The sequence below is a fragment of the Variovorax sp. GW822-FHT04E09 genome (assembly GCF_058800845.1).
Genome location: NZ_JBXAMR010000006.1, coordinates 156,330 through 178,720, shown reverse-complemented (window position 1 = coordinate 178,720; position 22,391 = coordinate 156,330). Strand labels below are relative to the sequence as shown.

General features: G+C 68.6%; 17 protein-coding genes. 8 read left to right on the top strand and 9 right to left on the bottom strand.

The genetic code is table 11. The features are described 5' to 3' along the window. Positions 1-80: 80 nt before the first annotated feature. Positions 81-1,154: a pirin family protein gene (locus AC1RL8_RS23565; protein WP_492686741.1), complete on the top strand. Its 1,074-nt coding sequence runs from the start codon at positions 81-83 to the stop codon at positions 1,152-1,154. A 28-nt stretch (positions 1,155-1,182) separates the two neighbouring features. On the opposite strand, the gene AC1RL8_RS23560 is transcribed toward AC1RL8_RS23565, so the two are convergent. After that, positions 1,183-1,473, bottom strand: coding sequence for a YciI family protein (locus AC1RL8_RS23560; RefSeq protein ID WP_062473524.1), 291 nt, complete (start codon positions 1,471-1,473; stop codon positions 1,183-1,185). A gap of 208 nt (positions 1,474-1,681) precedes the next feature. Between AC1RL8_RS23560 and AC1RL8_RS23555 the strand changes: the two genes are divergently transcribed. From AC1RL8_RS23555 to AC1RL8_RS23545, 3 genes are all read left to right on the top strand, one after another. Next, a complete protein-coding gene (locus tag AC1RL8_RS23555) occupies positions 1,682-1,990 on the top strand; it encodes a putative quinol monooxygenase (RefSeq protein ID WP_159274194.1) in 309 nt (102 codons plus the stop codon). An 88-nt stretch (positions 1,991-2,078) separates the two neighbouring features. Next, complete coding sequence (locus tag AC1RL8_RS23550; protein ID WP_492686742.1) at positions 2,079-2,669, top strand: hypothetical protein; 591 nt, start codon at positions 2,079-2,081, stop codon at positions 2,667-2,669. A 15-nt stretch (positions 2,670-2,684) separates the two neighbouring features. After that, a complete protein-coding gene (locus AC1RL8_RS23545) occupies positions 2,685-3,281 on the top strand; it encodes a hypothetical protein (RefSeq protein WP_492686743.1) in 597 nt (198 codons plus the stop codon). Between the two features lie 70 nt (positions 3,282-3,351). On the opposite strand, the gene gap is transcribed toward AC1RL8_RS23545, so the two are convergent. Further along, complete coding sequence (gene gap, locus AC1RL8_RS23540; protein ID WP_056575024.1) at positions 3,352-4,353, bottom strand: type I glyceraldehyde-3-phosphate dehydrogenase; 1,002 nt, start codon at positions 4,351-4,353, stop codon at positions 3,352-3,354. Positions 4,354-4,416: 63 nt separating this feature from the next. Beyond that, positions 4,417-6,522, bottom strand: a complete 2,106-nt coding sequence (locus tag AC1RL8_RS23535) for a transketolase family protein (RefSeq protein WP_062473533.1) — start codon at positions 6,520-6,522, stop codon at positions 4,417-4,419. A 149-nt stretch (positions 6,523-6,671) separates the two neighbouring features. Here AC1RL8_RS23535 and AC1RL8_RS23530 point away from each other — a divergent pair, with 149 nt between their 5' ends. The 4 genes from AC1RL8_RS23530 to AC1RL8_RS23515 are packed head-to-tail and all read left to right on the top strand — an operon-like array spanning position 6,672 to position 10,143. Further along, positions 6,672-7,061: an S-adenosylmethionine decarboxylase family protein gene (locus AC1RL8_RS23530; RefSeq protein WP_062473535.1), complete on the top strand. Its 390-nt coding sequence runs from the start codon at positions 6,672-6,674 to the stop codon at positions 7,059-7,061. 14 nt (positions 7,062-7,075) lie between these two features. Beyond that, complete coding sequence (locus tag AC1RL8_RS23525) at positions 7,076-7,804, top strand: nucleotidyltransferase family protein (protein WP_492686744.1); 729 nt, start codon at positions 7,076-7,078, stop codon at positions 7,802-7,804. Next, positions 7,801-8,745 (top strand): hypothetical protein, encoded by a 945-nt coding sequence (locus AC1RL8_RS23520; RefSeq protein WP_492686745.1) that lies wholly within the window; start codon positions 7,801-7,803, stop codon positions 8,743-8,745. Before AC1RL8_RS23525 ends, AC1RL8_RS23520 begins: the two co-directional genes overlap by 4 nt. 6 nt (positions 8,746-8,751) lie before the next feature. Next, a complete protein-coding gene (locus AC1RL8_RS23515; RefSeq protein WP_062473541.1) occupies positions 8,752-10,143 on the top strand; it encodes an aminopeptidase P N-terminal domain-containing protein in 1,392 nt (463 codons plus the stop codon). 7 nt (positions 10,144-10,150) lie between these two features. Here AC1RL8_RS23515 and AC1RL8_RS23510 read toward each other — a convergent pair whose 3' ends face one another. From AC1RL8_RS23510 to AC1RL8_RS23485, 6 genes are all read right to left on the bottom strand, one after another. Further along, positions 10,151-10,498 (bottom strand): DUF3325 domain-containing protein, encoded by a 348-nt coding sequence (locus AC1RL8_RS23510; protein WP_307582388.1) that lies wholly within the window; start codon positions 10,496-10,498, stop codon positions 10,151-10,153. Further along, entirely contained in the window at positions 10,498-12,150 is a 1,653-nt protein-coding gene (locus AC1RL8_RS23505; RefSeq protein WP_492686746.1) for a PepSY-associated TM helix domain-containing protein, read from the bottom strand. The genes AC1RL8_RS23510 and AC1RL8_RS23505 overlap by 1 nt, the downstream gene beginning before the upstream one ends. Continuing rightward, positions 12,147-12,455 carry a DUF3649 domain-containing protein gene (locus AC1RL8_RS23500; RefSeq protein WP_420906996.1) on the bottom strand — a complete coding sequence of 103 codons (309 nt, stop codon included), beginning with the start codon at positions 12,453-12,455 and terminating at the stop codon, positions 12,147-12,149. The genes AC1RL8_RS23505 and AC1RL8_RS23500 overlap by 4 nt, the downstream gene beginning before the upstream one ends. A 156-nt stretch (positions 12,456-12,611) precedes the next feature. After that, the gene (locus AC1RL8_RS23495; protein ID WP_492686747.1) at positions 12,612-13,964 is read right to left on the bottom strand and encodes an esterase-like activity of phytase family protein; all 1,353 of its coding nucleotides are present in this window, start codon (positions 13,962-13,964) and stop codon (positions 12,612-12,614) included. 75 nt (positions 13,965-14,039) lie between these two features. After that, on the bottom strand, positions 14,040-16,361 hold the full coding sequence (gene pbpC / locus AC1RL8_RS23490) for a penicillin-binding protein 1C (protein ID WP_492686748.1): 2,322 nt from the start codon (positions 16,359-16,361) through the stop codon (positions 14,040-14,042). A 21-nt stretch (positions 16,362-16,382) separates the two neighbouring features. Then, positions 16,383-22,385 (bottom strand): alpha-2-macroglobulin, encoded by a 6,003-nt coding sequence (locus tag AC1RL8_RS23485; protein ID WP_492686749.1) that lies wholly within the window; start codon positions 22,383-22,385, stop codon positions 16,383-16,385. Positions 22,386-22,391: the final 6 nt, after the last annotated feature.

The window sequence follows — 22,391 nt, the reverse complement described above, 5'->3', positions numbered from 1 at the left end:
AAAGGCGGCGCCGCCCCGATATTCCTGGTTCCGGCACGGCCCGCATGACGGCCGTGCCTGCCTCACCAAGGAATACCGACATGTCCGACAGCAACGACAACCACAGCGCGTCTCCCATCGTCCAGGTCCAGCCGCTCGGCTTCCCGTGGCAGACGCTGGACCCCTTCCTGTTCTGCGTCTACCACGACGACGCGTACCCGAAGGGCAACGGCCGCATGGGCCCCGAGGCCTCGCTGGCCGGCCGCCAGATCGGCCAGGACTTCAGCCGCAAGGACGGCTGGAGCATGTACCACGGCGAGACGGTGCCGGGCTTTCCCTCGCACCCGCACCGCGGCTTCGAGACGGTGACCATCGTGCGCAAGGGCCTGGTCGACCACTCCGACTCGCTGGGCGCCACGGCGCGCTTCGGCGGCGGCGACGTGCAGTGGCTCACGGCCGGCAAGGGCATCGTGCATTCGGAGATGTTCCCGCTGCTGGACGCCGGTGCGCCGAATCCGCTGGAGCTGTTCCAGATCTGGCTCAACCTGCCGGCGAAGAACAAGATGGCCGAGCCGCACTTCACGATGTTCTGGTCGGAGGCGATTCCGCGCTTCGCCTCGGACGACGCGCAGGGCGGCCGCACCGAGGTGGCGGTGATCGCCGGGCGCTTCGGCCGCGATGACGCGCAGGCCCAGGCGGCCATCGACCCGCTCGCGCCGCCGCCCGATTCGTGGGCCGCGCAGGCGGGCGCCGACCTGGCGATCTGGACGCTGCGCATGACGCCCGGCGCGCGCTGGACGCTGCCGCCCGCCACCGGCGAGGGCACGCGGCGCATGCTGTATTTCTTCAAGGGCGCCACCGCGCAGGTGGCGGGCCGGCGCGTGGACGGGCCGGTGGCCATCGAGCTGCGCGCCGACACGGCCGTGGAGTTGTGCAACGGCCCCGAGGGCGACGGCGAGTTCCTGCTGCTGCAGGGCCGCCCGATCGGCGAGCCGGTGGCGCAGTACGGCCCCTTCGTGATGAACACGCAGGCCGAGATCGCGCAGACGATGGCCGACTACCGCCGCACCCAGTTCGGCGGCTGGCCCTGGGCCGACCCGGCGCCGGTGCATGGCGCCGAGGCCGCGCGCTTTGCGCGGCATCCGGACGGGCGCGAGGAAATGCCGGGGGCCTGATCGTTCGGCTGCCGGGGCTGCGCGGTCCTCAGTAGCCGCGCAGCACCTCGACGCTCAGCGCGGTCATGCTCGGGATGAACTCGATCACGTCGGTGCGCGCGACGCCGCCCTGCACGAAGGGGTCACGCGCCAGCACCGCCTCGAGCCCCTCGCGGTCGCCCGAGCGCGCGAGGATCACGCCGCCCTTGCGCGGCACCTGGCGCCCCGAGGCCACGAACAGGCCGCTGGCGTAGTGCTTCTTGAGCCAGGTGACATGCGCATCCATCAGCGCGTCGAGTTCCTCGAGCGGACGGATGTAGGTCAGGGTGACGATGAACATGGCAAAGGCAGGTCGATGCGGAAGATGACCCGATCCTATGACCTCGACACGACCGTGGCGGGGCGAGAGTGTGTCTCGCGGGTAACTGTCGCATGCGGCATGTGCATGCCGGCCTTGTCGCCCACCGGACCTGCGCGCCGGCGTGCGATCTCGTAGATTCGGTCGTTCCATTCCTCAGTTCATGTCACTTCACCGGAGACCCTGTTCCATGATCCAAGTCGTTGCCGTCATCACCGCCAAGCCTGGCCAGCGCGCCCTTCTGCTCGAAGCCTTCAAGGCCAACCGCGCCGCCGTGCTCGCCGAAGAGGGCTGCATCGAATACGCGGCCACGATCGACGCACAGGGCATTCCCCCGTCCAAGGCCAGCTTCGGGCCCGACACCTTCGTGGTGATCGAGAAGTGGGCCTCGCTGCCGGCCCTGCAGGCGCACGCGGTCGCGCCGCACATGGCGGCCTTCAGCGCCCAGACCAAGGAGCTCACCGAGAGCAAGCGCATCCACGTGCTCGAACCGATCTGAGTCTTTCGCGCCGCCTTCGCGCGCGGCGCGATGCCTGCTACCCTCGCGCCGGGGAGAAGAAGACATCTCGGACGAGGGGGTTCAAGACATGGCGATCGTCTCCAGACCGCAGGGCGTGCGCTGGCGCACCGGCGCGCTCCTGCTGGCGGCACTGGCCACGGGCTGCGCACAGCTCGGCGCGCCGCCCTATGCCGCCGACTACGAAGCGCTCGACCGGCTCGAGGCCCACAACCCCGGCAAGGTCGCGGTGGCCAAGGTGCAACCCACCGACCCCAACGACAGGATCAACACCCTGGGCCTGCGCCGCGCCAGGCTGGTGTCGCCCAGCGGCACCTTCGCCCAGTACCTCGAAGACGCGCTGATGCGCGACCTGGGCGAAATCTCGGTCTACGACCCCAAGGCGCCGACCCGCATCGCAGCGCGCATCCTCGTCAACGAACTCGACCTGGGCGTGATCAACGGCTCGGGCCGCATGGACGTCGAAGTCACCGTCACGCGCAACGCCGCGCAGACGCTGCGCAAGACCTACCGCGGCGAGATCGCCTTCGATTCGAGCTACGCCAACATCGTGGCCGTGCCCGCCGGGCAGGCCGCGTACCCGCGCTTGGTGCGGGCGCTGCTGCGGCAGGTGTATGCCGATCCGCAATTCGTCGCGGCCATCGCGCCGCCTGCGCAGTAAGGACGGGAACGCACCATGACGCTTCTTTCTTTCCTGACGCCCCGGCTGGCTGCCGTGCTGGCAACCGCCGTGCTGCTGGCGGGCTGCGCCCACCCGATCACGATGATCACCGAGACCGCACCGCCCCGGTCGGCCGCCCACCTCATTCCCAAGAAGGTGGCCTACGTGATGACCGACGCGCAACGCGACCTGCAGGTGACCACCGCCGGCGGCAGCGGCGACCGCGTGAGCTACTACCCGTACCGCGACCTCGAGAAATCGATCCGCGACGCGCTGCGCGCGGTCTACCGCAACGTGGTCGTGCTGCGCACCGCCGGCGATGCCAAGGCCAACGAGGCGGCGGGCGTGTCGCTGGTGTTCACGCCGCAGATCAGGACCGATTCGAGCTCGTCCTCATGGATCACCTGGCCGCCCACCGCCTTCACGGCCGAGGTGGCCTGCGTGGTGACGGACACCGCGGGCGCCGAAGTCACGCGCGTGCGCGCGGTCGGCAACGGCACGGCGGAGTTCGGCGAGTTCAACGGCGACTACGGCCTGGCCGCACGGCGCGCGGCCACGCGGATGACGGCGCAGCTCAGCAGCGAGATACGGCGCAACGAGAAGCTGCGCTGAGCCGTTCGACGATCACTCGCCCAATAAAAAACGCGCCCGAGGGCGCGTTTTTCGTTGAAGCCGCGAAGTCTTACTTCGACACGACCTTCACCATCTCCAGGCACTTGTTCGAGTAGCCCCATTCGTTGTCGTACCAGCTCACGAGCTTCACGAAGGTGCCGTCGAGCGCGATGCCGGCTTCGGCGTCGAAGATCGAGGTGCGCGGGTCGCCGCGGAAGTCGGTGGCGACGACCTTGTCTTCGGTGTAGCCCAGCACGCCCTTCAGTGCGCCTTCGCTCTGAGCCTTCATTTCGGCGCAGATCTCGGCGTAGGTGGCGTCCTTGACGAGTTCAACGGTCAGGTCGACCACCGACACGTCGGAGGTCGGCACGCGGAAGCTCATGCCGGTGAGCTTCTTGTTCAGCTCGGGGATCACCACGCCCACAGCCTTGGCCGCGCCCGTCGACGACGGAATGATGTTTTCCAGGATGCCGCGGCCGCCGCGCCAGTCCTTGTTGCTCGGGCCGTCCACGGTCTTCTGCGTGGCGGTGGCGGCGTGCACGGTGGTCATCAGGCCGCGCTTGATGCCCCACTTGTCGTTCAGCACCTTGGCCAGCGGGGCCAGGCAGTTGGTGGTGCAGCTGGCGTTGCTGATGATGGCTTCGCCGGCGTACTTCTTGTCGTTCACGCCGTAGACGAACATGGGGGTGTCGTCCTTCGAGGGGGCCGACAGGATCACCTTCTTGGCGCCTGCGTCGATGTGCTTCTGCGCGGTTTCCTTCGTGAGGAAGAGGCCGGTCGACTCGAGCACGATGTCGGCGCCGACTTCGTTCCACTTGAGCTGCGACGGGTCGCGCTCTTGCGTCAGGCGGATCTTCTTGCCGTTGACGATCAGCGTGTTGCCTTCGACCGTGACTTCACCCTTGAAGCGGCCATGCACCGAGTCGTACTGGAGCATGTAAGCCAGGTATTCCGGCTCGAGCAAGTCGTTGATGGCAACGATTTCGATGTCGTTCTTGAAGTTCTGCACGGCTGCGCGCAGCACGTTGCGACCGATGCGGCCGAAGCCGTTGATACCGAGTTTGATAGCCATCTGACTTGCTCCTAAGGTTGAAAAACTTTTGATCGGACGGGAAGAGGACGAACCGCGCGACGCTCAGTCGCGCAGGGCCGCTTCCACGGTGGCGGCCACGTTCTCCGCCGTGAAACCGAAGTGCTTGAACAGCACGGGCGCGGGGGCCGACTCGCCGTAGCTGTCGATGCCGACCACGGCCGCGCAGCCGTACTTCCACCAGCCGTCGGTGCAGCCCATTTCGACCGCGACGCGCGGGATCTTCTTGGGCAGCACGGCCTTCTTGTAGGCCAGGTCCTGGCGGTCGAAGGTGGTGGTCGAGGGCATCGACACCACGCGCACGGCGATCTTCTTGTCGGCCAGCAGCTTCTGGGCGGCCAGCGCGAGCTGCACTTCGGAGCCGGTGGCGATGATGACGGCGGCGGTCTTCTTGTTCTTGAGGCCGACGTTCTCGGGCTCGGACAGCACGTAGGCGCCGCGGCTGATGTCGCCCAGGTCGCTCTTGGCGGCGTAGGCGATGTTCTGGCGGCTCAGCAGCAGGGCGGTCGGGCGCGTCGCGTTCTGCAGCGCGACAGCCCAGGCCACGGCGGTTTCGGCCGTGTCGCCCGGACGCCAGACGTCCAGGTTCGGGATGAGGCGCAGCGAAGCAGCGTGCTCGATCGACTGGTGCGTCGGGCCGTCTTCACCCAGGCCGATGGAGTCGTGCGTGAACACGTGCACCACGCGGCGCTTCATGAGCGCGGCCATGCGGATGGCGTTGCGGCTGTAGTCGCTGAAGGTGAGGAAGGTGCCGCCGTAGGGGATGTAGCCGCCGTGCAGCGCCACGCCGTTCATGATGGCGGCCATGCCGAATTCGCGCACGCCGTAGTTGATGTGGCGGCCGATCTCGCCGTGCGGCGGTTCGACGGCATCGCCTTGTGCGGCTTCGTCTTCGCCGCCCTGGGGCACCACCGGTGCGGGGGGCGCGTTCAGCACGACGGCGCCGGTCTTGGCGTCGAAGCGCAGCGCGGCGGTGCTCTTGGTGTTGGTGAGGTTGGAGCCCGTGAGGTCGGCGCTGCCGCCGAGCATTTCGGGCAGCGCGGCCGTGAAGGCTTCCAGCGCGAGCTGGCTGGCCTTGCGGCTGGCCACGGTTTCGCCCTTGGTGTGGGCGGCGACCACGGTGTCGAACGCGACCTGGTGGAAGTTCTTGGGCAGCTCGCCCTTCATGCGGCGCGTGAACTCGGCGGCGAGTTCGGGGTACGCGGCCGTGTAGGCGGCGAAGGTGTCGTTCCAGGCGGCTTCGGTCTTGGCGCCTTCGGCCTTGTGGTCCCAGTCGGCGTACACCTCGGCCGGGATTTCGAAGGCGGGGTAGGGCCAGCCGATGGCTTCGCGCGTGAGCTTGATTTCTTCCGCGCCCAGCGCCTCGCCGTGCGCCTTGGCGGTGCCGGCGCGGTTCGGGCTGCCCTTGCCGATGGTGGTCTTGCAGACGATCAGCGTGGGCTTGGTGGCTTCCTTCTTGGCCTTGGCGATGGCCTTGGCCACTTCCTTGGCGTCGTTGCCGTCAATCGGGCCGACGACGTTCCAGCCGTAGCCCTTGAAGCGTTCTTCGGTGTTGTCGATGAACCAGGGCTTGACCTGGCCGTCGATGCTGATGCCGTTGTCGTCGTACAGGGCGATCAGCTTGTTCAGGTGCCAGGCGCCGGCCAGGGCGCAGGCTTCGTGGCTGATGCCTTCCATCATGCAACCGTCGCCCAGGAAGGCGTAGGTGTGGTGGTCGACGATGGCCAGGTCCTTGCGGTTGAACTCGGCGGCCAGCAGCTTCTCGGCCAGCGCGAAGCCCACGGCGTTGGTGATGCCCTGGCCCAGCGGGCCGGTGGTGGTCTCGACGCCGGGGGTGACGTCGACTTCGGGGTGGCCGGCGGTCTTGCTGTGCAGCTGGCGGAAGTTCTTGATCTCGGCCAGGGGCAGGTCGTAGCCCGTGAGGTGCAGCACCGCGTAGATCAGCATCGAGGCGTGGCCGTTGGACAGCACGAAGCGGTCGCGGTCGAACCAGTGCGGGTTGGCGGGGTTGTAGCGCAGGTGCTCGCCCCACAGGGCGACGGCCATGTCGGCCATGCCCATCGGTGCGCCCGGATGTCCGGAATTGGCTTGTTGAACGGCATCCATTGCCAGCGCGCGGATCGCGTTGGCCATCAGGGCTTGGTTTGCCATGGGCAGTGGGCTTTCGGGGGAAAAGGGTGGGTGGGGGATACGGGAGAACCCGAGATTTTACCGGGCGAGCCGCGCCCGGCCTCGATACAGGGCCAACACCCCGCTGATGCTCTCTTGTGTCGCAGGCCCGGCTGCTAGAGTTGCCCCCCATGCAAGGGCTGCACCTCACCGCCGATCTCCACGACTGCCAATGCGGCCTCCAATGGCTCACCGACGGGCGCGCGCTCGGCGAGGTCTGCACCAAGGCCGTGGCCGCGGCCGGGCTGCAGGCCGTGGGCAAGCTGGTCCACGGCTTTCCGGCCACGCCGCAGGGGCCGGGCGGCGTGACGGCCACGCTGCTGCTGGCCGAATCGCACCTGTGCATCCACACCTGGCCCGAGCAGCGCGGCGTGACGCTCGACGTGTACGTCTGCAACTTCGGCGCCGACCACTCGGCCAAGGCGCACGCACTGATGGCCTGCCTGGTGGCGCTGTTCCAGCCCCGCCACAGCGAACGCAACGAACTGCAACGCGGCCGTGTGGCCGGGTCGGTGCAGTGATGGCGGTGCGCGCGATGATCCTGGCCGCCGGCCGCGGCGAACGCATGCGGCCGCTGACCGACGCCACGCCCAAGCCCCTGCTCGAAGTGCGCGGCAAGCCGCTGATGCAGTGGCCGATGGAAGCGCTGGCCGAGGGCGGCTTCACCGAGCTGGTGGTCAACACCGACTGGCTGGGCGCGCAGGTCGCCGCCCGGTTCGGCGCGCGCCCCGTGCTGGACGGGCGTGGTGCGCTGTCCATTTCGTATTCCGACGAGGGCCGCGACTTCGGCGGCGCGCTTGAAACAGCCGGCGGCATCGTGCGCGCGCTACCCCTGCTGGGCGAGGTGTTCTGGGTGGCGGCGGGCGACGTGTTCGCGCCGGGCTTTCGCTTCACACAAACGGCCGTGGATCGCTTCCTGGCCAGTGGCAAGCTCGCCCACCTGTGGCTGGTGCCGAACCCGGCGCACAACCTCAAGGGCGACTTCGGCCTCTCGGGCGACGGGCTCGCACTGAACCAGGCGGCCGAGAAGTACACCTTCTCGACCATCGGCCTGTACCGCGCCGCGCTGTTCGCGCCGCCGTACTGCGACATCCCGGCCGGCAACCCGGGCGGCGTCAAGGCCCCGCTGGCACCGATCCTGCGCGCCGCAATGGACAACCAGCAGGTGAGCGCCGAGCTCTACACCGGCGACTGGACCGACGTGGGCACGCCGCAGCGCCTGCAGCAACTCAACGCCGGGGTCGCGCCGGCAGCGGGCGCATGACGCTCGCGCCGCTGCCCGACGCCCTGCGCCTGCTGCCGCAGCGCCTGCAGGACCTGGCCCTGGCGACCGCCGCCGAACGCAACGACGGCGCGCCCGAAGACCCGCTGACCGTGCCGCTCTACGTGAGCGACTTCACGCGCCTGAGCCTCGCGCCCATGCGCCAGGGCTGGCACGTCGAATACTTCGGCGACACCTGGGGCGATGCCTTCGACGAAACCCTGGCCTGCCTGAGCCGCCAGGACGTGGCCGACTGCATCACCTCGCTGTCGTTCAGCGGCCCCGACAGCGGCGCCAACGGCTCGCGCGAATGGATGTTCACGCCGCTGCTCGAGAGCCCGGTGATGTTTCCCCGCCTGCGCTCGCTGTTCATCAAGCCGACGCAGCCGGAAGACCACAACCAGTCGCTCGTCTGCACCAGCGACGGCATCCTCGAAGAGGGCGGCGACATCGCGCGCTGGGTGCGCAAGACGCCGCACCTGAGCGAACTGACGGTGCCGAACGCGCCGAACGCCGACTTCTTCGCCGTGCCGCTGCCGCAACTGACCAGCCTGTGCGTCGGCGCCCATTTCGCCACGCAGCACTTCATCCGCCACCTGGCCGCCGCAACGCAGCTGCCGGGCCTCAGGCTGCTGGACTTTTCCGAATCCACCGAGCAGCAGATGGCGTGGCCGGCCGACCGGACGCCCGGCGGCATCACGGCCTTCGAAGACTACGAGGCCTTGCTGCACAGCCCCGTGGGCGCGCAGCTGCGCGTGCTGAGGCTGCGCAACACCTGCCTCGACCTGGCCCAGCTGCAGCAGCTGCAGGGCGTGCGGCAGCGGCTGCAATTCATGGTCATCCAGTCAACGATCGGCGGCTACGTCAGCCACTTTGCGCAGGATGTGTTCCCATGGCGGCATCTGGTACCCGAGGACCCCGGACTTGCACCGTATCGAAAGTGAAATCCCATGCTCAATGACACCACGATCTACGCCGAGCGCCGCGCGCGCCTCGCTTCGCAACTGGGCAAAGACGGCATCGCCATCGTCCCGACCGCGCCCGAGCGCCAGCGCAACCGCGACAGCGACTTCCTGTTCCGCCACGACAGCTACTTCTACTACCTGACCGGTTTCACCGAGCCCAACGCCTGGCTGGTGCTGGCGGGCGACGGCCGCGCCACGCTGTTCTGCGCGCCGAAAGACCTGGAACGCGAGATCTGGGACGGCTACCGCCTCGGCCCCGACGCCGCCCCCGCCGCGCTGGGCGTGGACGAGGCCTTCTCGGTGAACGACCTCGACGCCAAGCTGCCGAAGCTGCTCGAGAACCGCTCCACCGTGTGGTTCCCCTTCGCCACCCACAAGGGCCTGGAAACCCGCATCGACGGCTGGCTGCAGTCGGTGCGCGCGCGCGTGCGCTACGGCGCGCTGTGCCCCGAGGAGCAACGCGACCTGTGCGGCCCGCTCGACGAGATGCGCCTGGTCAAGGACGCGCACGAGCAGGACATCATGCGCCGCGCCGCGCAGATCAGCGCCCGCGCCCACATCCGCGCGATGCAGCTGTCGGCGCGCATGCTGCGCGAGGGCAAGGACGTGCGCGAGTACCACCTCGATGCCGAGCTGCTGCACGAGTTCCGCCTGGGCGGCTCGCAGTACCCGGCCTACGGCTCCATCGTCGCGGCCGGCGCCAACGCCTGCGTGCTGCACTACCGCGCCGACGCCGCGCCCGTGCGCAAGGGCGAGCTGGTGCTGATCGACGCCGGCTGCGAACTCGACGGCTACGCCAGCGACATCACCCGCACCTTCCCGGCCGACGGCAAGTTCAGCGGCCCGCAGCGCGCGCTGTACGACCTGGTGCTGGCCAGCCAGGACGCCTCGGCCGCCGCCACCAAGGCCGGCAACCGCTTCAACGACCCGCACGACGCGGCCGTGAAGGTGCTGGCGCAGGGCATGCTCGACCTGGGCCTGCTCGACGGCAACAAGGTCGGCAGCGTCGACGACGTGATCGATTCGCGCGCCTACTTCCAGTTCTACATGCACCGCACCGGCCACTGGCTGGGCATGGACGTGCACGACTGCGGCAGCTATGTCGAACCCACGCAGGTGGGCGAGGTGAGCGAGCGCAAGGACCCGCTGTCCAACGAACTCATCAAGAACCGCCCGAGCCGCATCCTGCACCCGGGCATGGTGCTGACGCTGGAGCCCGGCATCTACGTGCGCCCCGGCGAGGGCGTGCCCGAAAAATTCCACAACATCGGCATCCGCATCGAGGACGACGCGATCGTCACGGCCACGGGCTGCGAACTGATTTCGCGGGGGGTGCCGGTGAAGGCGGATGAGATCGAGGCGTTGATGCGCGCCTGAGCGCGGATCAGCCGGGCAGCGCGCAGAACAGCGCCTGCCCGATCGCGAGCACCGCGGCGCCCATGGCAATGCGCGGAAAACGGTGCGGCAACCCGCTCAACAGCCCGACCGTCGCCAGCGCTGCCGCAGTCAGCGCCCCGAGCCACAGCACCCACCCCACCGACCCGCCCGCCGCCTCCAGGCTGGCCCACAGCGACAAGCACAGCAGCGCCGTCCCGCCGAGCTGCAGCCATCGGCGCCAGGCGCCCGGCGTGTGGCCGCGGCCGAAGACGTCTTCGCTGTGGCGGTCCATCGCGAGGCTCAGCGCGCAGAAGCCGGCCAGCGAGGCGGCGAACACCAACCCGAGCAGCGGCATCACGATCCCTGACCCGAGGCAGCAAGTTCCGTTGGCGGCGGCGGCTTGACGGCTTTCTTGGGTGCCGCCAAAGCCTTGCGGCGCTTGCGCTCCACCAGCCAGGTCGCGCCCGCCAGCCCCAGGCCGAGCGCGATCGCCACGAGGTCGAAGCCCGCCACCGAACTCGGGCCGCTGCGCAGGCTCACGGTGAGCGGCGCGGGGCCGGTGAAGGCATTGAGCACCGGCAGCAGCGCGAACAGCAGCGCGCCGAGCGCGAGCTGCGTCTGCCACATGCGCAGGGTGGGGCGCAGCAGGCCCAGCAGGGCGGTGGCGCCCCAGACGATGAAGAACCAGCGGATCTCGGCCTCGTTGCGGCCGGCCACGTCGACCGGCAGCAAGCGGTTGGCCCAGAAGAAGGCGGCCATCGCCACGGGCAGGCCCGCGATGGCGCCGAGGTTCAGTCCGTCGACCAGCCGCAGGCCGAAGCCGATGCGACCGCCCTGCTTGAGGGTCTTGGCGTATTTCTGGCGCTCCTTCACGGCCCACAGCAAGAGGCCCGTGGCCACCATCAAGCAGCCCGCCAGGCCCGAGACGAAGAACAACGCGCGCAGCAGCGGATCGGCGAAACGGCCGATGTGCAGGCCGTAGAGCACGCCGCGCGTTTCGGCCGCGGCCTTGGGCACGTCGCCGAAGGTGCCGATGAGCGCGCCGGTCGTGCCGTTGAACTGCATGCTGGGCTGGTCGTACGACAGGTGCCGGCCTTCGGCCCGCGTGAGCGAGACCACGGCGTTGGCGTCGTTGGGCTGGTGCACCACGATGCGGCCCACGGGCGCGCCGTCCCAGTGGGCGGTGGCCTGCGCCACCATGGGCGCGAGGGGCGCCAGCGCGGCCTTCGTGCCCGAGGCCTTGATCTGCGTGCGCACGCCGCCCGGGAAGGCCTCGGCGAAGAAGGTGTCGTTGCCGCCGTGCGCCTTGTAGGCCACCTGCGGGCCCCACGGCATGTACATGAACATCAGCGTGACCAGCCCGGTGTAGGTGATCATGGCGTGGTACGGCAGCGCGAGCACGGCGGTGACGTTGTGCGCGTCGAGCCACGAGCGCTGGCCCTTCTTCGGGCGGAAGGTGAAGAAGTCCTTGAAGATGCGCTTGTGCGTGACGATGCCGCTGACGATGGCCACGAGCATGAACATCGCGCAGAACCCGACGATCCAGCGTGCCCAGAGCGCGGGCATGTAGTGCAGGTCGAAGTGCAGGCGGTAGAAGAACTCGCCGCCGCGCGTCTCGCGCGGCGCGGTGATCGCCTGGCCGGTGGCCGGATCGAGCATGGCGCGGTCGAAGCTGCGGCGCCGGTCCACGGGCGGCGAACCGGGTGGCGGCGGCGGCTTGGCCCACAGCAAGCTCACGCCGGGCTCGCGCTCGGTGGGCAGGGTGATGAACCAGCGCGTGGCATCGGGCGCGTGGCGCTGCATGAAACCCAGCGCGTTGTCGGCGGCCACCGGCTGCGGCACCGTGCCAGGCGTCACGGCATGCAGCTCCGGCTTCATCCAGAAGGTGATCTCGTCCTTGAAGTACGAGGCCGTGCCGGCCGCGAACACCATGAAGAGCACCCAGCCGACCAGCAGGCCCGACCAGGTGTGCAGCCAGGCCATCGACTGACGGAATCCTTCCTTCATGCGGCACCTCCGCCGCCCTGGGTCCACAGCAGCAAGAGCAGGCCCTGCAGCGCCGCCGCGATGGCGAGGCCGGTCCAGGCGCGCCACGCCGAGCGCGCGGCGAAGACCCACATCACGGCCACGGCGTAGACGAGGAAGGAGGCCAGCGTGCCGGTCAGCGCGGCTTCGCTGCGCGCCATGCCGAAGAGGACGGGCAGGCCCAGCGCGAGCACGGCGGCCGACAGCGCGGCGACGCCGTAACCGCCCGCGATGGCGGCGACGGCCCGCGACGCGACGCCCATCCGGTAGCGGAGGCCGGCGCTCACGACGGGCGCCGGACGACGTGCAAGGTCGTTCGGAAATTCATGGGACAGAGGGAGAGAGGAAACCTGGAGAATGAGAATCATACTCATCTTCTCGGTTTTTCTCGCCCCCGCCCATCCCGCGAGCGGGGCCTTGAAAGGCGGGCGCCGCCGTACGCCTTACTTCGCCTGCAGCAGCGCGCCGGCTTCGAGCAGCACCAGCTCGTTGTCGTCGGCCTTGTTCGGCTCGCGGCTGGTGGAGAAGGGCAGGTTGTTGTCGTTGCCGACCACGATGTGCGTGGCGTCGACCACGTCGACGTTCTCGATGGTGAAGAACGGGAACTTGAGCACGCCGTCGTTCAGCGGTTTGCGCGCGAGCTTGTTCGGGTCGGCGATGTTCAGCAGGTCGATGTAGCCGATCTTGCGCACTGCGCCGCCCACGTTCGCGTCGCTCAGCTCGACCTTGTAGACGCGCTTGAACTTCGCGATGTCATGGAAGCAGTCGGTGCGTTTCTGGCCTTCGGGGCAGGCCTTGTCGCTCGTGCCTTCGCCGTTGTCGCGCTCGATGATGAGGCCGGTGGTACCGTCGATCATGTTGAAGTCGCCGATGGCGTGGCCGTTGGCTTCGAGCACGTACTTCCAGTGGCGGCCCGTCCATTTTTCCGAGGCCACGTCGAACTCCAGCACGCGCAGCGCTTCCTTGCCGTCGAGCTTCTCGTAGTCCTTGGCTTCGGCGTTCCACACCGGGCCTTCGAGCAGTGCATAGAGCTTGCTGCCGTCCTTGGACGAGGCCATGCCTTCGAAGCCCTTGGAGCGCTTGATCTGGAAATCGACCGCACCACCCGGTGCGCCCGGCGTGGTCACGGCCGGATGGTCGGGCGAGCGCACGGCCTTGCCGTCGACCTGCGTATCGAACACCGCGAGCACCTTGCCCTTCAGGTCGGCCTTGATCAGGAAGGGGCCGAACTCCTCGCCGATCCACAGCGCGCCGCCGGCGAACTGGAAGCTCTCGGGATCGAAGTCCGAGCCCGTCAGGTAGCGCTGCTTCGTGCCTTCGTGAACGATGCGGAACGGCACCTTCTTGTCGGGGTCGTGCAGGAAGATGGTGTTCAGGCGATTGAACTTGCCGCTCTTGAAGTCCACCTTGTAGTGGTTCAGGTAGAGCATGAAGTCGGGCGAGTTGGCCTTCGCGCCGGCGCCGTTGTCGGTGAGGATCCAGAACGAGCCGTCGTCCATCTTCTTGATGCCCGAGTGCCCCTGCAGCGGCTGGCCCTTGAAGGGCACCGACACGCCGGTGCCACGGCCCGCCGAGAGGCCTTCGACGGTGCCCAGCGCCTCGACGCGCTTGCCCGAGGTGAACTTGCCGCTGGCCTGCAGGTCGGCCGGCGCATCTTTCGGTGCGGCGACGAAGCTCTGCGCAGGCAGCACGGCGTGGCCGGCGAGCGTGGCGGGGAAGGCGGTCTGTGCGGCCGCGCTGCCGCAGGCGAGCGCGGTGGCAAGAGCGATGAAGGAGAGGGAGGCGAGACGCGTCATGGGCAGAAGAAAGGTTTCAGTCGAAACGCGAGACCATGCCGATTGCGCGTGACGGCGCCGTGACATCCACCAGCTTCAAGGTGCGATGTCCACCGTCACTTCGCGCGACTCGGCGCGGCCTTGGTCATCGACCGCGCGCAGCACGTAGCGCCGGCCTGAATCGGCCATGTCCGGCATCCAGGTGATGCCTTCGCCGGGCGCGGCCTTGCCGACCAGTGCGTCATCGGCAAACCAGTAGATCGTCTGCGTGCCCGCCGCGGCTTCGGCGCGCAGCACGAGCGGCTCGGGCTTCTTCACGCGCAGCGTGTGCCGCACGCCGCGCAAGGGCGATGTAATGAGCGGCGCCGTCTCCGAAGCCTCGCCCTTCTCGCAGCCATCGGTCGGCAGGCTCGCGCGCGGCAGGCCCGCCTGGCGGAACAGCCGCCGCATGTCGCTGCCCCACTGCTCGACCACCTGCTGGCGCGCATGGGGCTGCGGCCCGCACACCACCTTGCCGGTGGTTTCATCGACCCACACGGCGCGGTGCAGGTTGCTCACCTGGATCGGCGACTTGCCGGCGATGAACCATGTCGTGGTGCGCACCGGGCACAGCGCATCGGGCAGTCCGCCCGTCGCGGTGCACACCTCGACCTGGCGCAGATCGGGCGGCTGTCGCGTCGCGATCTCGCCGGGATCGAGCCGCTCCGCGCGCAGCGCATCGACCATGCGCAGGAACAGCGGCGCGGCCGCATCGACGCCCACCAGCGCGGGGTTGCTCGTGCCATCGAAGTTACCGACCCACACCACCAGCACATGGCGGCCGAACACGCCCGCGGTCCACGCGTCGCGAAAGCCCCACGAGGTGCCCGTCTTCCATGCGATGGCGGGGCGCGCAGGCAGCGTGGTGTCGGGGCGCGGCGTGTGGCGCAGCATGTCGAGCGTGATGAACGAGGCCTCTTCGCTCAGGAGGCGCAGCGGCTGCACCGGCCGCTCGTCGGGCGCGGGCTGCGTGTAGCGCAGCGGCTGCGAGATGCCGCCGTTCGCGAGCGTGGCGTAGAGACCCGCAAGCTCCTCGGGCGTGACTTCTCCGCCGCCCAGCACCAGCGCAAGGCCGTAGTGCGATTCGCTCTGCAGCTTCTGCACGCCCGCGAGCCGCATGAAGTCGTAGAGCCCTGGCTTCGACAGCTTCGCGGCGACGGCCACCGCGGGGATGTTGCGGCTGCGAATCAGCGCCTCTTGCGCGGGCAGCGGGCCGGCGAAGCGGTGGTCGAAGTTCTCGGGCGTGTAGGGGCCGAAGGAGGTCGGTGCGTCCTTCAGCATCGTCTTCGGATGCAGCAACCCTTGGTCGAGCGCGAGTGCGTAGATGAAGGGCTTGAGCGTGGACCCCGGCGAGCGCTTGGCCTGCGTGCCGTTGACCTGCCCGGCGATGGCGTCGTTGTGCCAGTCGGCCGAACCGATCAGCGCGCGCACCTGCATGGTCGAGGCGTCGAGCAGCAGTGCGCTCGCGTTGGTCATGCCCACGTCGGCGTGCGTGCGCAGGTACTGGCCCATCACGCGTTCGAGCGTGGCCTGCATGCGCAGGTCGATGGTGGTGCGAACTTCCTGCACACCGCGCTCCTGCGCGAGCAGCATGTCGGTGGCGTGCGGCGCGAGAAAGGGGAGGCTGCCGCGCGACTGCGCGGAGAGCGCGAGCTGCGCATCGGGCGCGTGCTGCTTTGCCGTCGGATCGCGCTCGGCCCACAGCGCCCACAAACGTTCGCGTGCCGACTGCAGCTCGGCATTGCGACCGCGCTCGGCGATGCGCTTGACGGGGTTCTGCGGAATCACCGCGAGCGTCAGCGCTTCGGGCAGGCTGAGCTTGGCGGCGTCCTTGCGAAAGTAGATGAGGCTCGCGGCCTGCACGCCTTCGATGTTGCCGCCGTAGGGCGCGGTGTTGAGGTACGCCTCGAGGATCTCGCGCTTGCTGAAGCGCGCTTCGAGCCAGAGCGCCGCGCCGATCTGCGCGATCTTGCCCCCGGCCGTGCGGCTGTCGATGCCGTAGACACGCCGCGCCAGCTGCATCGTGAGCGTCGAGCCGCCCTGCCTGCGCTCGCCGCTCGCAATGCGCCATGCGCTGCGCGCGAGCGCGGCAGGGTTGACGCCGGGGTGCGCGTAGAAGCGCCGGTCTTCGTACAGCAGCACCGCATCGACCAGCGTCGGCGAGATGCGATCGAGCGGCACCCAGAGGCGGTATTGCTCGTCGCTTGCGAGGGTGAGGCGCAAGAGTTCGCCGCCTTGCGCGTACACGGCACGCGAGCTGCCGACGGTTTCGCTGAGCGGGGCGTGCGGCCACAGGCGCAGCAAGGCGAGCAGGAAGGCGACCGCCAGCGCCCACAGCGCTGGCTTGCGGAGCCTTCCCAACTTCACGCTGAAGCGCATGACGGCCTCCGCTGCCTTGCGTCAGTTCGCGACGACCTGGAAGCGAGCGCCCGCCGAGCGCGAATACACGCGCCGGTCGTACATCGCCTCGCCATACGCGGCCGGCACCACGAAGTCGCCGACGTTGGTGGCCCGCGCCTTGTAGGTCACTTCGAGCAGGTTCTTGTCGACGGCGCCGTAGAACACGACGCGGTCTTCGCGGATGTCGGCGTACTGCACCTTCCACGAACCGCCGCCGCCGAGGCGCTTCTTCCAGATCGGCGCATCGGCATTGGCTTCCTGGTCGTCGCCCACGGCCTGCAGCACCGGCTCCAGGCCGCCGGGCAGCAGGTCGACCAGCGCCACGTCGTTGAGCTGTGCGCGCTCCAGGCTGCGCACGCGCACCCGCACGGTGACCTCTTCGCCAAGCTTGGCCTTGGTGATCGGGTTGCCCTTGGCATCGAGCACTTCATGGAAGATCTCCAGGCCCTGGTTCACCGGCGTGGTGGGCACGTTGCGCTCGAAGCCCTGTTCGGCCCAGCTGTAGTACAGGTTGAAGTCGCTGTCGTTCGACAGCTTGAGCTTGGCCGTGCCGGCCGGCACCGCGGCACGCGTGATCGGGTTCACCGAGCCCAGCGCGAGTGCCGCGACCTGCCCTTGCGCGTTCACGCTCTGCGCCGTGAGCTTGCCCTCGGCGTTCTGCGCCACCGCTTCGAAGTACGCATCGACCGCGAGCAGCATCGAGGCCGACGACAGGCTGTTGTACCAACCGTCGCGCACCATCGCGCCCATGCCTTCCCACACGTCGGGCTTCAGCGTCTTCAGGCGCGAAGGGAAGTGGCGGCCCACCAGGTGCAGCGTCATGCTGTCGTGCACCAGCGGGTCGTAGTACGCGCCCCACACGTTGCGGCGCTGCTTCTTCTCGGTGCGCGCGAGCAGGTCGGACCACACCGGGTTGAGCAGCTCGTTGGCCACTTGCTCCTGCTTCACGAGCTGGTAGCTCGCGGCGAGGTACACGGCGCCGAGGTCGTCGCTCCAGCCTTGGGTCTGCTTGTTGCGCCACGCTTCGCGCAGGTTGGCCAGCGCAGCGGGCGCGATGATGCCCTGGCGCGTGAGCAGGTAGGCCGCCTGCGTACGCTGGCGCCAGCCGTCGAGCGAGGTGTCGCCGCTGCCGAGCCAGCCCTGCAGGTAGGTGTTCGCCTTTTGCAGCAGGTCTTGCGGCACGGGCAGCTTGTGGTCCTTGGCTTCGATGAGCAGGTGCACCGCGTAGAGCGTGGCGAAGGCATCGGCGCCCGCGCCGGGCCACAGCGAGAAACCGCCGTCGGCCGTCTGCCGTGCGCGCAGCTGCACGAGGTAGCGCTCGAAGGTCTTGCGCGCCTCGGGCATCGGGCCCTGCTCGGGCGTGCGGCCGCGCGCCATTTCCTTCACCAGCTCGGGGCGGCCCGACAGCAGCACCGCCGGGAAGGTCTGGCTCGTGATCTGCTCGGTGCAGCCGTGCGGGTACACCTCCAGGTACTGCATGAGGCCGGTTGCGAAGGCCCACGGCGCGGCGGACACCGCGACATCGCTCTTGCGGAAGTTCGGATACAGGTCGGCCTTGCTGCTCAGCTCCCCCGCGCGCTGGAAGCTGCCCGCCTGCACCAGCGTGACGAACGGCGACGCAGGCCGCACGCTCACTTCGGTCGAGAGGCGCGCGCTGAAGGTCTTGTGCGTCGAGGTGAACACCAGCGCCGACGAACCCAGCACCGCCTGCTCGCCCGGCTTGGCACGCACGTTGAATTTGGTGCTCGCTTCGCCGCGCTCGTTGACCTTGAGCGTCTGCGTCGCATCGCCCACCACTTCGAGTCCGCCCGAGGCGGTGAGCGTGAGCGCAATGGGCACGTCCTTGCCCGACCCCACGATGTTGTTCGCGAGACCCACGCCCACTTCGACCGTGTCGCCGGGCGCCATCGCGAGCGGTGCGTTCGGCAATATCACCATGTCGCCGCGCACCACGGTGCGGGTGCTCTTGGCGGCGGTGGTCTCGTCGTTCACCGCGACGGCCATCACGCGCAGGCTGCCGTTGAAGCTCTCGGGCACGGTGTAGCTGAACTCGCGGCTGCCGTTCACGTCGACCAGCCCCGACCAGTAGGCCACCGGCTTGTCGCGCTTGCGCTTGAACGGATTCAGGTGCTTGCCGAGCTCGCCTTCGCCGTCACCGCCGGGGGCCGCGCCCTGCATGAGCTTCTTGAACTCCGGCAGGATCAGGTCGAGCGTCTGCAAGGTGCCCACTTCGAGCGCCCGCTTCTGGAAGAAGTGCTTGAGCGGATCGGGCGTCTTGTAGCGCGCCACCTGCAGGATGCCTTCGTCCACCGCGAACAGCACGGCGCGCGTGGGCTTGTCGCTGGTGAGCTTCATCTTCACCGTCTGGCCGGGCTTGACCAGTTCGCTGCTGGTGAGCTGCAGGTTCGCGGTGCGCTTGGCCAGGCTGGTGGCGAAGGGCACGACGCCGTACGACAGCGGGCTCATGTAGACCTCGTCCGAGGCCGGGTCGCGCACGAAGTGCACGTTGATGTAGCCGGTGCCCTCGAAGTCCTTGGGCAGCACGATCTTCTGCACCGAAGCGGTCTTGTCGGTCTTGAACCATGCGTGGGCATAGACCTTGTCGCGCTCGATGGTGATGAGGCCCGCGCCCACGTACGGCGCGCGGATGCTCACCTCGATCTCCTGGCCCGGCTCGTAGTCCTTGCGGTCGAGCGTGAGCTGCAGTTCGGCGTTGCGGTCCAGCGAGCGCGAAACGTTCGCGTTGCCCGCCACGCTGTACTCGACGCGGTTCAGCTCCAGCCCGCCGGCATTGCGCACCACATAGGCGAAGTTGCCGGGCGTGGAGGTGTTCAGCGCGATGGTGTTGCCGGCCGCGACGATGGCCAGCGGCTTCTCGTCGATCACGATTTCCTTCTTGCGCGACTCGTAGCGGTAGAGGCCGTTGTCCTGCTTCACGAGCACCGACAGCACCTTGCGCTCCACGTGCTCGATCTTCAGGGCGTCCACGGCGGTCTTCTTGGCCTGCGGGTCGATCGCGATCACGGTCGCATTGCGCGCGGCGCCCTTGCTCACGTAGCTGGTGTCGCCATCGACCTTCACGCCCACGAGGTAGGGCATGTCGCTCACCAGCGTCTGCGCCTCGGCAGAGACGCTGCGCCCGCCCTCGGGCTCGAAGGCCTTGGCGAGCACGTGCACCTGGTAGGTGGCCGCATCGAAGCGCGAGAGGCGCAGGTCGAACTCGGCCTTGCCCTCGGCGCTGGTCTGCACGCTGCCCAGGTCGTCGACCTGCTTCTCGGTGGCGCGCTGCGGATCGAAGAAGGCGTAGTCGGCGAACGCGCGGAACACCGGGAAGGCCGGGCTCAGCGTGAGCGTGCCTTCGACCTTGCGGTCGGGCGCGGGCGTGCCGAAGAGGTTCTGCACGTCGATGAGCGCCTTCAGGTCCTTGGGCTTGACCCAGCCTTCGGCGACTTCGCTGCTGAGCTTGGCGACGACCTTGGTGCGGTCGGGCAGGAACTCCTGCACCTTCACCGTGGTGCTGCCGATCAGCAGGCCCTGCACCTCGGGGTTGCCGGGCGAGGATTCGCGTGGCAGGTAGAGGTTGACGGTGTAGTTGCCGGTGGGCGAGGTGTCCTGCGTGGCGTGGGCGATTTCCGCCGCGCCGCCGGGGCCGAGCTTGAGCTTCTCGCGGCGCACGCTGAGGCCGCGCGCATCGATGATCTCCGCCTCGAGCGGCAGGTCGCGCAGCGACGTGGCCCAGTTGCCCGCCTTGACCATCATCGCGATGTGCATGGTGTCGCCCGGGCGATAGATGCCGCGGTCGCTGAACACGTAGGCGGTCATCTGGTTCGGCACGCCGGCCGCGCGCAGGCCGCCGACGTCGAAGCGCGAGATGTCGAGCGTGCGGTCGCTGCGGTTGAAGGGCAGGAAGCTCAGGTCGCCGTCCTTGCGCACCACCAGCACCACGGGCGCTTTCTCGCGCTGGTAGCCGGCGAGGTTGGGCAGCTTGGCGGCGCCCGTGGCGTCGGTGGACTGCGACGCGACGATCATGCCGTTGCGGCCCCACACCTCGACCAGCGCACCGGCCACGGGCTGGCCGTTGGCGATGCTCTGCACGAACACGTCGCGTGTGCCGTCGAGCGCCTTCTTGGCGACGATGCCCAGGTCGGTGACGAGCACCAGGCGCTGGTCCTTCTGGTCTTCGGGGTTGCCGCTTTCGGGGTCGCCTTCGCCTTCCGAGGGCTGTTCTTCCTGTTGTTCCTCTTCGGACTGCGTCGCATCGCCTTCGGCCTTCTTCTTGGCCTTGGGGTCGTAGCCCTGCACCTTGAGCAGGAACACGCCGCGGCGGTCGGCCACGTCGCTGCGCAGGTACTGCGCGAAGTCGACGGTCTCGTAGTGCGCCTTGCCGGCGGGGATGCTGAGCGGAATCTCCTTCTGGAAGCGGTCGACGAGGTTGTCCGACTGCAGGCCGCTGTTGAACTGCGGATGCGCGAAGTCGCCGTTGGTCTGCGTGACCAGGTGCTGCAGCTGCTGCGGCAGCAGGCGTCCGATTTCCAGGCGGATGCCCGGCAGGTCGCGCACCAGGATCGGCAGCTTGCGTTCACCCGAGAGCGCGAGCAGCGAGCCCTGGCTCATGATGGTGAGCTCGGGCGCGAAGGTCTTGAGCAGGCGCACGTCTTGCCGCGCCGCGCCGAGCTGGTAGCCGCCCGGCGTCTTCAGGCCCTTGGCCACGCGCACCAGCAGGTAGCGGCCACCCTCGGCCTGCGGGAGGCGGAAGCTGACCATCTCGGTCACTTCGCGTTCGCTGGCAATGGGCTGCAGGTTGATCTTCTTCGCGCGACGCAGCACGGCGTCGGTGACCTTCGAGGGGTCGGCGGACCAGTCGAACTTTTCTTCGGGGTCGCCCTTGGCTTCTTCCGTGGCAGGCAGCAGCCAGGCCTGCACCACGCGCGCCATTTCGCGCTCGTGCACCGGCATCGAGGCGGTGACGTGCATCACATGCTCGGGCTCGCCGTTCTCGCCGGTGACGATGGTCGGGTCGATGCTCGAGATGTCGAGGCTGAAGAGGCCGGGGATGTCGACCGCGCGCGAGATGTCGTTGCGCTGGCCGGGGCCGCCCTTCTGCGCGACCGCGCCGGAGGTGAGGCTGAGCACCACGGGGCGCGTCTTCTCGGGAATGGGCAGCGGCTCGGACTGGAGGGTGGCGGTGAGGCGCAGCTTGTCGTAGCTGACGGTGAACTTCTCGCTCGCGCACTTGCCCACGCTGAAGATCGAGGTGCCGCAGGCCTGGTCATAGGTCAGCACCAGGCGCTTTTCGAACTCTGCCGTGTTCACGGGGTGCGAGAAACGCACCTGGAAAAGCGCGCGCCGCACGTTGGCCTGCACCGGGTCCTGGTAGAACTCCGCGCCCGCGATGCGCGCGCTGAATTCGGGCGAGGTGAACTCGTACTTGCGCTGCTCGATCTCGATGTGCGGCGCGAGCGCGTCCTTCGCCAGCTGCACCTTGTAGGGTTGACCGACCGGCCAATCCTGCGCGGGAAGGAATTCGAGCTTCTTCTGGCTGCTCCACGACCAGCGCCCGGCAATGGCGGGCTCGATGCTGACGCCGGTCGCCTCCTGGCCGATGCGCGCGATCGGCGCGACCGAGGCGGAGAAGTTGATGACGACCGGGTTGGGCCCCTTGTCGTTTTCAATCTGCGTGCGCGCCGGCGCCACGATCTGCGCGGTGGAAACGACGGGCTCGACGCGGTCGGGCGTGAGGCCGTGCCACCACTTCAGCACATGCGGGCTCGCGAACCAGCCGGCCAGCACCAGCAGCGCCAGCACCACCACCCAGGCCAGCCGTTGCTGCAGCCACTGCAGCCCGAAGAGAAGAAAGGCGCCCACGATGCGCAGCCACCCCGGAGGTCGCCAGGAACCGATGAGTCCGCGTGACAGCGGACGCAGGAACCCGAGCACGCGGCCCAGCCCAGTGAAGAGCACGTCGCTGAGCGACGCGAGTTTTCGATTGGCAACTTGAAGCATGGACGC